This is a genomic window from Clostridium sartagoforme (assembly GCF_004794105.1).
GTDB classification, from domain to species: Bacteria; Bacillota; Clostridia; order Clostridiales; family Clostridiaceae; genus Clostridium; species Clostridium sartagoforme_B.
In genome coordinates, this window is sequence record NZ_SRYR01000003.1 from 271,527 (window position 1) to 283,632 (window position 12,106).

The following is a 12,106-nucleotide window of genomic DNA, read 5'->3' on the forward strand; positions in this document are numbered from 1 at the left end:
ATATGTAAAATTAACTAAATAATTAATATATTTATTAAAAGAATGAAGAAGATTCCATTTAATTTAGGAGGAAGAACAATGTCAGTTTTAAAGGATCAATTACTAGAAAAAATTAATAATAAAACTGCAAAAGTTGGTGTAGTAGGTTTAGGTTATGTTGGATTACCTTTAGCAGTTGAAAAAGCAAAGGCTGGATATGAAACTATAGGTTTTGATGTTCAAGATCAAAAGGTAGAAATGGTAAATAAGGGCCAAAACTATATTGGTGATGTAGTTGACGCAGAACTAAGTGAATTAACAGAAAAAGGAGTGTTAAGAGCAACTACTGACTTTAGTTTTATAAATGATGTAGATACAGTATGTATTTGTGTTCCAACTCCACTTGATTTATATAAGCAACCAGACCTTTCTTATGTAGTAAAATCAACTGAAAATGTTGCAAAATATCTTCATAAGGGAATGATAGTAATCCTTGAAAGTACTACTTATCCAGGAACTACTGAAGAAGTATTAAGACCAATACTTGAAAAGGGTGGATTAAAGTGTGGAGAAGACTTCTTCCTAGCATTCTCACCAGAAAGAGTAGATCCAGGTAACAAGCACTTTAATACAAAAAACACTCCAAAGGTAGTAGGTGGATGTACTGAAGAATGTACTGAAGTTGCAGCTGCTTTATATGAAAATGTATTAGAAGGAGAAATTCACAGAGTTTCTTCACCAGCAGTAGCTGAAATGGAAAAAATATTAGAAAATACTTTTAGAAATATAAATATAGGATTAGCTAATGAAATGGCTATTTTATGTAATAGAATGGGAATAGACGTATGGGAAGTTATAGATGCAGCTAAAACTAAGCCATATGGATTTATGCCATTTTATCCAGGTCCAGGACTTGGTGGACACTGTATTCCTCTAGATCCCTTCTACTTAGAATGGAAGGCTAAGGAATATGATTACCATACTAAACTTATTGAAACTTCAGGAATAATAAATGATTCAATGCCAGACTTTGTTTTAGAAAATATTATGAAGATATTAAACAAACAAAAGAAAGCATTAAATGGTTCAAAAGTTTTAGTTATGGGATTAGCTTATAAGAATGATATAGATGATTATAGAGAATCACCATCATTTAAGGTAATAGAATTACTAGAAAAGAATGGTGCAGAAGTTATAGTTAACGATCCATTCTGTGATACAGCTAAGTACAAGGGTAAAACTTATCATTCAGTAGACTGGAAGGAAGTAATAGATGAATCAGATATAGTAGTTATTACTACTGGACACACAGTTTACGAATATGAAGAAATAGTAGATAGGGCTAAGGTTGTATATGATACAAGAAATGCTACTAAGAATGTTGTAAACAATAGAGAGAAAATATATAAGTTATAAAATTATTAGAGTTAATGAAAGAGAGGTCACTATATAATGAGTGATTTAATATCAATAATTACTCCTACATATAATTGTGGGAAGTTTATTGAAGAAACTATAGAATCTGTTATGAAGCAAAGTTATAAAAACTGGGAAATGATTATAGTGGATGATTGCTCTACAGATAATACAAAAGAAGTTGTAGATAAATATACTATTAAAGATAAAAGAATTAAATATCACATTTTGGAACAAAACTCAGGAGCAGCAGTAACAAGAACAAAGGCTATGGAGCTTGCTAGTGGTAATTATATAGCTTTTTTAGATAGTGATGATTTGTGGACAGAAGATAAATTATCAAGACAACTAGAGTTTATGAAGAAAAATAATTATGCATTTACTTGTACGGCATATAGTCAAATAGATGAAGCAGGAAATTCACTAGATAAAATTATTAAGACAAAAGATAAGACTGATTACAATGGAGTATTACTTAGTTGTCCTGTAGGAAATTCAACTGTGATGTATAATGTTGATAAACTTGGGAAATTTGTAGTTCCTAATATAAGAAAGCGTAATGATGATGCATTATGGTTACAGATACTAAAAAAAGAAAAATATATTTATGGAATGTCAGATGTTTTAATGAAATATAGAATTAGAAATAATTCTATTTCTAGTAATAAGCTTGATTTAGTTAAATATCATTGGAAGCTTTATAGAGAAATTGAACATTTATCAGTTGCAAGATCAGTTTTTCATATATGTTACTGGGGTATGTTAAAGACTCTAAGAATTAAATAGGAGGGGTATGAAATGAAGATAACAGTTGCTGGGATAGGTTATGTTGGACTTTCTAATGCAGTATTATTGGCGCAAAATAATGAAGTGATTGCATTAGATATAATACAAGAAAAAGTTGATATGATTAATGATAGGAAATCACCTATAGTAGATGCTGAAATAGAGGATTATCTAGCGAATAGAGATTTAAATTTAAAAGCAACTACAGATAATTATTTAGCTTACAAAGATGCTGAGTATGTTATTATTTCTACTCCAACAAATTACGATCCTGAAAAAAATTATTTTAATACTAGAACTGTTGAAGCTGTAATAGCCAATGTATTATCTATTAATCCAAACGCGATAATGATAATAAAATCAACTATTCCAGTAGGATATACAGAGAAAGTAAAAAAGAAGTTTGATACAAAAAACATCATATTTTCCCCTGAATTCTTAAGAGAAGGTAGAGCATTATATGATAATTTGTATCCTTCTAGAATTGTGGTTGGAGAGAAATCTGAAAGAGCAAAAGTATTTTCAGACCTATTAATGGAAGGAGCTATAAAGGAAGATATACCAGTTTTGTTTACTAATTCCACTGAGGCTGAGTCTATTAAACTTTTTGCAAATACATTTTTGGCTATGAGAGTTGCTTTCTTCAATGAGTTAGATTCCTATGCAGAGATAAGAGGATTAGACACTAAACAAATCATAGATGGAGTTTGCTTAGATCCTAGAGTCGGCAATCATTATAATAACCCATCTTTCGGATATGGTGGCTATTGTTTACCAAAAGATACAAAGCAATTATTAGCAAACTATGCAGATGTACCTCAAAATATTATGTCTGCCATTGTTGAAGCTAATAGAACTAGAAAAGATCATGTGTCTGAAATGATATTAAAGAGAAGTCCAAAGGTTGTAGGAATATATAGATTAACAATGAAAATGGATTCAGATAACTTTAGGCAGTCAGCTATTCAAGGGGTAATGAAGAGAATTAAAGCTAAAGGTGTAGAAGTTGTTGTTTATGAACCAGCTTTTAAAGATGATAACTTCTATAATTCTAAAGTTATTAGAGATTTAGATGAATTTAAATCTATATCTGATGTTATTGTTGCAAATAGAATAACATCAGATATATCGGATGTTTTAGAGAAGGTATATACTAGAGATTTATTTAGTAGAGATTAAGGGGGGATGGTTAATAACTAGGTTACTTATAGTTATTAACCATTTCCAATATAGTAGAAGGTGTGTTATGGAAAAAATTATTTTAGTTGGAGCTGGAGGACATTGCAAAAGTATTTTAGATTCATTATTAGAGCTAAATACTTACAATGTTATTGGTATTACTGATATAAATAATGATTTTAACATAAGTGGAATAAGGGTAATAGGAAATGATGATATATTAGAAGAGGTATTTCATTCAGGAGTTAAAAATGCATTTATATGTGTAGGATCAATTGGGGACACAAGAGTTAGAAGGAAAATATACAATAAATTAAAAAGTATAGGATTTAAAATTCCTAAAATTATTGATAAAACAGCTGTTGTTTCAAAGAATTCTGTTATTGAAGATGGTGTGTTTATAGGTAAAGGGGCAATTGTAAATTCATGCTCTTTTATTGGAAATAACTCAATAATAAACTCTGGTGCAATTGTAGAACATGATTGCAAGATTGGTGAATTTGTGCATGTGGCTCCTGGGGTTACTATGAGTGGTGGAGTTAATATAGGGAATGATTCACATATAGGTACCGGTGCTACTATAATTCAAAATATTTCAATTGGGAATAATTCTATAATAGGAGCTGGGAGTGTTATAGTGAAAAATATAAATCCTTACAGTAAAGTTTATGGTAATCCAGGAAGGACGGTAAATCATGAGTAAAGTGTTTATAATAGCTGAGGCTGGAGTAAATCATAATGGAAGTATTGAAATAGCGAAGAAATTAATAGACGAAGCTGCTAAATGTGGTGTAGATGCTGTTAAGTTTCAGAGTTTTAAAGCTAAGAACTTAGTAACAAAAATTGCCAAACAAGCAGATTATCAAAAAGAAAATATGAAAAAAGAAGTGTCTCAATATGAAATGCTAAAAGCATTGGAATTAAGTTATGATGATCATATAGAGTTAATAAACTATTCAAAAGAAAAAGGAATAATGTTTTTATCATCTCCCTTTGACTTAGAAAGCATTGATATGCTAATGGAACTTGGGATAGAGATATTTAAGGTTCCTTCAGGTGAAATAGAGAATGTACCTTACTTAAAGAAGATTGCTAAAACTGGGAAGAAGGTTATTTTATCAACTGGAATGAGCAATTTAGCAGATATAGAGTTTGCTTTAGATATATTAAGGGAAGCTGGTGCTAAGGATATATCTGTTTTACATTGCAATACAGATTATCCTACTAAAATGGAAGAAGTAAATTTAACGGCAATGAATACAATAGGTAATGCGTTTTTGGTTGAGATTGGATATTCAGATCATACAAAAGGAATAGAGATACCTATTGCAGCTGTAGCTTTAGGAGCTAAAATAATAGAGAAGCATTTTACTTTAGATAAAAATATGGATGGACCTGATCATAAAGCAAGTTTGGAACCAGATGAGTTAAAAGCTATGGTAGATTCAATAAGAAATGTAGAAATTGCATTAGGTAATGGAATTAAGGCTTTGACTAATTCTGAAAAGAAAAATATTAAAGTTGCAAGAAAGAGTATTATTTGTAGTAGTTATATAAAAAAGGGAGAGGTCTTTACAGAGGAAAATCTTACTATAAAGAGGCCGGGTACAGGTTTATCTCCTAAGATGTGGGATAAGATAATTGGGAAAAAGGCTCAAAGAGATTATAATGTAGACGAAATGGTGGAATTATAATGAAGAAAGTTTGTGTTGTAACAGGTACGAGAGCAGAATATGGATTGTTAAAACCGCTAATTGAGAAAATTAATAATGATGAAGATTTGGAGCTGCAATTAATTGCAACTGGTATGCATTTGTCGCCTGAATTTGGTATGACTTATAATAATATAATAGAAGATGGATACATGGTTAATGAAAAAATAGAAATATTACTTAGCTCAGATTCATCAGTTGGAGTAGCAAAGTCAATGGGATTAGCAACTATTAGTTTTTCTGAAGCTTTCGAAAGATTAAAGCCAGATATGATTGTTGTATTAGGTGATAGATTTGAAATATTTGCTGTATGTAGTGCAGCTGTTGTTGCTAAAATACCAATAGCTCATTTACATGGTGGAGAAACTACAGAAGGAGCTTTTGATGAGGCATTTAGACATAGTATAACTAAAATGAGTTATCTGCATTTTACTAGCACAGATGAATATAAAAAGCGAGTTATACAATTAGGAGAAAATCCTGAAAGAGTTTTTAATGTTGGAGCAATTGGAGTAGAGAATATAATTAAAATGAAGCTTATGTCTAAAGAAGAGCTGGAGGAGAGCATTGGGTTTGAATTAGGAGATTCATATTCTTTAGTCACTTTCCATCCTGTAACACTTGAAGATAGCACTTCAGAGAATCAAATTAAAGAACTTTTAGAGGCTTTAGATACTATAGAAGATATGAAATTTATTATTACTAAGGCGAATTCTGATAGCGATGGTAGATTAATTAATAAAGTTATTGATGAATTTTGTATTAATAATAAAGATAAATATATAAGTTTTTATTCTATGGGATATCAAAGATATCTTAGTGCTATGAAGTATTGTGATATGGTAATTGGGAATTCTTCCAGCGGAATAATCGAGACACCTTCATTTAAAAAGCCTACAATTAACATTGGAGATAGGCAGAAGGGAAGAACTCAAGCAAAATCTATAATAAATTGTAGACCTATTAAAGATGAGATAATTGATAGTATTAAATTTGCTAAGTCTAATGAATTTAAAGAAGTATTATCTTCTGTTATAAATCCATATGAAAATGGAGAGACCTCTAATAAAATAATGATTGAAATAAAAAATATCTTAAATAAGTCTATAGATATTAAGAAAGCCTTTTATAATATAGATTTTTAAACTATAATAGAAATTGAAATTATTGTATATATGCTTTGATTAATGATATATATTTTATAGTTTTATAAATTTAATATTACTAAATAAAAGCATAGAGTATTTAATTTCTTTATATAAGTTTATTGGGTACTTACTTTACTTAAGTAATACAAATTAAAGAAATGATTTAAGTAAATGTAGATTCTTTATTAAAACTTATATAACATAATATATAGAGATAATGTGGTGATATAGTGAATATTGATAGCTTAAAAATAAAAAGAAAAGTTAATATTAGAGAGGCTATTAAGAAACTTGATAGCGTTGCAAAGGGAATACTTTTTGTAGTTTCTGAAAATGATGAGTTAATAGGCTCTATCACTGATGGAGATTTCCGTAGATGGATATTAAAAAATGGTAGTATGGAAGAATCTGTTGAAGCTATTATGAATAAAAATCCTATTTATTTAATGGAAGGTGATATTAGTTCTGCTGATGAAATTATGATTGAGAAATCTATAACAGCAATCCCTATAATTAATTTAGATAGAAATATTTTAGATGTTAAGTTTTTAAATAAAAATGTATTTATTGAAAATAAGAATAAATCATTAAAAGATGTTCCTATAGTTATAATGGCAGGAGGATTGGGCACTAGATTATATCCATATACTAAAATATTACCAAAGCCACTTATTCCAATTGGAGATACACCAATAATTGAAAGAATTATCAATAAGTTCTGTTTGTATGGAGGAAATGATTTTTATCTAACAGTAAATTATAAAAAAAATATGATAAAATCTTACTTCAATGAGATTGAAAAAGATTATACTATTGATTATGTAGAGGAAGATAAGCCCTTAGGAACTGGTGGAAGTTTAAGTTTGCTTAAAGGTAAAATAGATAAAACATTTTTTGTTTCAAATTGTGATATATTAATAGAAGCTGATTATGAATCTATATTGAGGCATCATAAGGAAAAGGGATATAAGGTTACTGTGGTTTCTTCAGTTAAAAATTTTCAAATACCTTATGGGGTTTTTAAGCTTAATGATAGTGGTAATATTAATGAAATTATAGAGAAACCGGTTTATACATTTTTAATAAATACAGGAATGTATATTATAGAACCAGAAGTTCTAAATGATATACCTGAAGATAAATTTTATAATTTACCTGATATTGTAGAACAATATATGAATGACGGTGTTCCTGTAGGGGTTTACCCAATTAGTGAGCAATCATGGATGGATATGGGGCAAATTAGTGAAATGAAAGAAATGGTTGAGAGAATAGAAGAGAAAGAAAAGAATAATAACTAGGAGTGTGTGAAATGGACTTAAGAGGAAAGAAAGTACTTGTAACAGGGGCAGAAGGATTTATAGGAAGCCACCTTACTGAAAGGTTAGTTGAGTTAGGTGCGGATGTTACTGCATTAGTTCAATATAATTCTTTTAATAATTGGGGATGGATTGATACTTTTGATAAAGAAGTTTTAAATAGTATTAAAGTTGAAACAGGAGATATAAGAGAATTAGATGGTATGAATAGAATAATTAAAGGTCAAGAAGTAGTTTTTCATCTTGCAGCTTTAATTGCAATTCCGTATTCATATCTTTCTCCAATGGCTTATGTAAGAACAAATGTTGAAGGTACAACAAATGTTTTAGAAGCATGTAGAAATCATGATGTTCAAAAAATAATTCATACTTCAACTTCAGAAACTTATGGAACAGCATTATATGTTCCAATAGATGAAAAGCATCCAATGCAAGGTCAATCACCTTATTCAGCATCTAAAATAGGTGCAGATAAAATGGCAGAAAGCTTCTATAGATCATTTAATATGCCAATTGCTACTTTAAGACCATTTAATACATATGGTCCAAGACAATCAGCAAGAGCTGTAATTCCAACTATAATATCACAAATTTTAGCAGGTAAAAATGAAATAAAACTTGGAAGTTTAACACCTACAAGAGACTTCAACTTTGTTAAGGATACAGCAGAAGCATTTATAAAAGTTGCTGAATCTGATAGAACTATAGGTGAAGTTATTAACGCAGGATCCAATTATGAAATAACAATAGGTGATACTGTAAAGAAGATAATAGATATTATTGGAAAAGATGTTAAGATAATTTGTGATGAAGAAAGAATAAGACCAGAGAAAAGTGAAGTTAATAGATTATGGGCAGATAATACTAAGATTAAAGAACTTACTGACTGGGCTCCGAGATATTCAATAGATGAAGGGCTTGCAGAAACAGTAGCTTGGATAAGAGAAAATATGAAGCATTATAAACCTGATATCTATAACGTATAAATATAATAATTTTCTGTAGAGATTATCTGTTGAATAGGATAATCTCTAAATTAATTTATAAAAGGTGGGATAAAAATGATACCATTATGTATACCAGAAATTAGAGGGAATGAGTGGAAATACATAAAAGAGTGCTTAGATACTAATTGGGTTTCTTCAGTGGGGAAGTTTGTAGATAGATTTGAAGAAGAATTTGCAAAATATAATGAAGTGAAATCAGCAGTTGTAACTATGAATGGAACTGCAGCACTTCAACTTGCATTGGTAGCTTTAGGAGTAGGAGAAGGAGATGAAGTAATTGTTCCTTCTATGACATTTATATCCTCAGTAAATGCGATAAAATATGTAGGAGCAATACCTGTATTTGTTGATGTTGATAGAGAAACATTTGTAATGGATGTTAATAAAGTAGAAGAATTAATAACAGAAAAGACTAAAGCGATTATGCCAGTTCATATCTATGGATATCCTGTTGAAATGGATGAACTTAATGGAATTGCAAAAAAATATAATTTATTTGTAATAGAAGATGCAACAGAAGCTTTAGGAACATTATATAAAGGTAAATTAGCAGGGACTTTAGGAGATGTTGGATGTTTTAGTTTTAATGGTAATAAACTAATCACCACAGGAGCAGGTGGGATGCTAATTACAAATAATGAGGAGCTAGGTAAAAAGGCTAAATATTTATCTAATCAAACTAAAACAATTACTGAAAATGGTGCTATGTACCATGAAGAGGTAGGGTATAATTTTAGAATGCCTAATATACTTGCAGCTATGGGAGTGGCACAATTAGAAAAAGTAGATGAGTATTTAGAAGTAAAAAGAAGAAATGCAAGACTTTATAATGATTTACTAAAAGGGGTTAAGGGGATTACTTTAACTAAGGAAGTAGATTATGTAGATAATTGTTATTGGTTGTATTCAATTCTGGTAGAAGATGATTTTAGGATGTCTAGGGATGAACTATTAAATGTACTAAAAGAAATTGGAATACAAGCAAGACCATTTTTCTTACCAGTTCATGCTATGAAACCTTACTCTGGAAGTAAGTGTGGAGATATGAATGTTACCATTGACGTTAGTAATAGGGGGATAAATCTTCCAAGTTCGGTATCGCTAACTGAAGAAGAAGTGAGAATAATCTGTGATGTAATAAAAAACAAATAAATAATAGTTATTTATAAAAAGGCTTAGTAATTATTCTAAGCTTTTTTTATATAAATTAAATTATATTTATGACAGTATTATACATAACTATTATAAAAATACTGTATTATAGCAAAATATTTAAATAATTTAAAACTTTTACTAATATATTGCTTAAAGATGTCTTAACATATATAATTTAATAGTAACTTAGAAATATATGCTATATTATTCATTTTAGTAGCCCATTAATAAATGGGAGGAAAAAATGAAAAAGATTAAACAGTTAGCAATATTTATGGCTGCTATGTTTATTTTAAATATAATTTCACCAAATGTAATTTCATTTGCTGAGGTTGTTAATAATACTATTGTGGACAAGCAAGACAATAGTGAAGAATTTAAAACGGACATACAAGCTGAGGAAGTAACTAAAGAGGAGAGTATAATATTAGAAAATGATAAGGGGGGAGAAGTTAGCAAGGAATCAGATACTAGTATTGTAACTGATAATAATGTATCTAATGAAAATGTACAAAGTAAAAATAATGATAGTATTATTTCTACTGTAGATACTAAATCTACAATAATTTCAAAAGTAGAAAATCCTGTCATGGATCAAAAATTAACTGAGGCATTTAAGATAAAAGGTTATGCAGTTAGTAAAGATGGAATAAGCAAAGTTGAGATTTATCTTGATAACGTTAAGTATGCAACTGCCACTTATGGAATAGAAAGAAAAGATATCGGTAGCCAGTATCCTGACTATCCTAAGTCCAATAATAGTGGGTTTGAATACTTCTTTAAAAATGTTTCTAATGGTAAGCATGAGATAAAAGTAAGTGTTATTGATAATAAAGGAAATAAATCAGATAGCATTATACGTGTTAATATAGATAATACTAAGACTAAGATAATGAGCGTAGGGTCATTAGATAGAGTCCAAATGATTAATATGTTAAGAAGTAAGAATACTAATCTTGATTTAAAATATATTGTTGACTTTGTTGACTTTACAATTAAAGAAGCAAAAATTGAAGGTGTAAATCACGATATATTATTTGCTCAAATGATGCATGAAACTGGATATCTAAAATTTGGAGGAGATGTTAAACCTGAGCAAAATAACTTTGCAGGAATAGGAGCTACTGGAAATGGAAATCCTGGAAACTCTTTTCCAAGTGTCGAAATAGGTATAAGAGCTGTAGTACAACATTTAAAGGCATATGCATCAACAGAACCTTTAAAACAAGCTGTTGTAGATCCAAGATTTGATTATGTTAAAAGAGGAACTGCAATTTACCTTGAGCATTTAGGAATACAAGAAAATCCAGAAGGATATGGATGGGCAACTGCAAGGGGATATGGATATAATATTTTAAATATAATATCTGAGCTAAAGAATCAATCCAAAACTCTTAATTTTTCAGTATTAGATGATGTTTCAATTTCTGGGAAGCTATCGACAGGTTCAAAAGTAACTGTAACAGCTACAGGAAATCCTGTTAACGATACATTATATAGAATCTGGGTATGTAATAGAGATACTGATAAATGGACGTTGTTAAGTGATTGGAGTGCTATGAGAACAGCTGACTTCAATCCAGATAAGGCTGGCAACTATAGTTTTGTTGTACATGCAAAACATAAAAATTCAACTACAACAAGTCAAGATCATTATATAAATAAAGATTTTAAGGTTGGAGTTGGATCTTCAAAGGTTACTTCATTTAACTCTACAGGATCAAAATTTGTTAAGTCTAATATTACTTTAACAGCAAAAGCTGATCCAGAAGGAAATAGCCTATATAGATTCAAAATATATGATGTTTCAGCAAAAAAATGGACAACAATACAGGATTATAGTACTAACAATACAGCTGTATTTACTCCTACTAAGGTTGGAAATTATAAGGCATATGTTTATGTGAAATATAAGGATAGTTCTAAGGATAGTGATGACTCAAGAGTAATTGATTTAGCTATAACAAATCCTGTATCTAAAGCAACTTCATTAAACATTTCTGGAAATAGATATGTTAATGAAACTATAACAATGACTGCAGGAGCAGATCCATCGGGAGACACATTATATAAGTTATGGGTATGTGATAGAAGTACAGATACATGGACAGTATTAAGTGATTGGAGTACTAAGAGTACAGCAACATTTGTACCTAAGAAGTCAGGAAGCTATAGTTTTGTAGCTCATGTAAAACATAAGAATAGTGATACTAAAACTCAGGATGATTATAAATCTGTTGATGTTAATATAAATAAGAGAACTTCAAAGGCAACAACGCTTAATATATCTGGAAGTAAGATGGTTAATTCCAATATAACGATGACAGCAGGAGCAGAGCCAGCAGGGGATACATTATATAAGTTATGGGTATGTGATAGAAGTACAGATACATGGACAGTATTAA

Annotated in this window: 10 protein-coding genes; all 10 read left to right on the forward strand. The window is 29.7% G+C overall.

Translation table 11 applies throughout. From position 1 onward, the window contains the following. Positions 1-78 precede the first annotated feature (78 nt). A complete protein-coding gene (locus tag E5347_RS09540) occupies positions 79-1,395 on the forward strand; it encodes a nucleotide sugar dehydrogenase (protein WP_136006787.1) in 1,317 nt (438 codons plus the stop codon). Between the two features lie 36 nt (positions 1,396-1,431). Further along, on the forward strand, positions 1,432-2,181 hold the full coding sequence (locus E5347_RS09545) for a glycosyltransferase family 2 protein (protein ID WP_136006789.1): 750 nt from the start codon (positions 1,432-1,434) through the stop codon (positions 2,179-2,181). Between the two features lie 12 nt (positions 2,182-2,193). Further along, on the forward strand, positions 2,194-3,360 hold the full coding sequence (locus E5347_RS09550) for a nucleotide sugar dehydrogenase (protein WP_136006791.1): 1,167 nt from the start codon (positions 2,194-2,196) through the stop codon (positions 3,358-3,360). A 67-nt stretch (positions 3,361-3,427) separates the two neighbouring features. Next, the gene (locus E5347_RS09555) at positions 3,428-4,063 is read left to right on the forward strand and encodes an acetyltransferase (protein WP_136006793.1); all 636 of its coding nucleotides are present in this window, start codon (positions 3,428-3,430) and stop codon (positions 4,061-4,063) included. After that, positions 4,056-5,054, forward strand: a complete 999-nt coding sequence (gene neuB / locus E5347_RS09560) for an N-acetylneuraminate synthase (RefSeq protein WP_136006795.1) — start codon at positions 4,056-4,058, stop codon at positions 5,052-5,054. Before E5347_RS09555 ends, neuB begins: the two co-directional genes overlap by 8 nt. Beyond that, the gene (neuC, locus tag E5347_RS09565; protein ID WP_136006797.1) at positions 5,054-6,217 is read left to right on the forward strand and encodes a UDP-N-acetylglucosamine 2-epimerase; all 1,164 of its coding nucleotides are present in this window, start codon (positions 5,054-5,056) and stop codon (positions 6,215-6,217) included. Before neuB ends, neuC begins: the two co-directional genes overlap by 1 nt. 233 nt (positions 6,218-6,450) lie before the next feature. Next, positions 6,451-7,521 carry a nucleotidyltransferase family protein gene (locus E5347_RS09570; RefSeq protein WP_136006798.1) on the forward strand — a complete coding sequence of 357 codons (1,071 nt, stop codon included), beginning with the start codon at positions 6,451-6,453 and terminating at the stop codon, positions 7,519-7,521. A gap of 11 nt (positions 7,522-7,532) precedes the next feature. Continuing rightward, positions 7,533-8,525, forward strand: a complete 993-nt coding sequence (locus E5347_RS09575) for an NAD-dependent 4,6-dehydratase LegB (RefSeq protein WP_136006800.1) — start codon at positions 7,533-7,535, stop codon at positions 8,523-8,525. A 75-nt stretch (positions 8,526-8,600) separates the two neighbouring features. Then, a complete protein-coding gene (locus E5347_RS09580) occupies positions 8,601-9,698 on the forward strand; it encodes a LegC family aminotransferase (protein ID WP_136006802.1) in 1,098 nt (365 codons plus the stop codon). 247 nt (positions 9,699-9,945) lie between these two features. Beyond that, positions 9,946-12,106: triple tyrosine motif-containing protein (locus E5347_RS09585; RefSeq protein ID WP_207670470.1), on the forward strand; the 2,161-nt coding region annotated here is incomplete at its 3' end.

Bases quoted from the DNA above. Each gene is read 5' to 3' on its own strand.
- E5347_RS09550 (WP_136006791.1), top strand. From the start codon at position 2,194: ATGAAGATAACAGTTGCTGGGATAGGTTATGTTGGACTTTCTAATGCA.
- E5347_RS09555 (WP_136006793.1), top strand. From the start codon at position 3,428: ATGGAAAAAATTATTTTAGTTGGAGCTGGAGGACATTGCAAAAGTATT.
- E5347_RS09545 (WP_136006789.1), top strand. From the start codon at position 1,432: ATGAGTGATTTAATATCAATAATTACTCCTACATATAATTGTGGGAAG.
- E5347_RS09575 (WP_136006800.1), top strand. From the start codon at position 7,533: ATGGACTTAAGAGGAAAGAAAGTACTTGTAACAGGGGCAGAAGGATTT.
- neuB (WP_136006795.1), top strand. From the start codon at position 4,056: ATGAGTAAAGTGTTTATAATAGCTGAGGCTGGAGTAAATCATAATGGA.
- E5347_RS09540 (WP_136006787.1), top strand. From the start codon at position 79: ATGTCAGTTTTAAAGGATCAATTACTAGAAAAAATTAATAATAAAACT.
- neuC (WP_136006797.1), top strand. From the start codon at position 5,054: ATGAAGAAAGTTTGTGTTGTAACAGGTACGAGAGCAGAATATGGATTG.
- E5347_RS09580 (WP_136006802.1), top strand. From the start codon at position 8,601: ATGATACCATTATGTATACCAGAAATTAGAGGGAATGAGTGGAAATAC.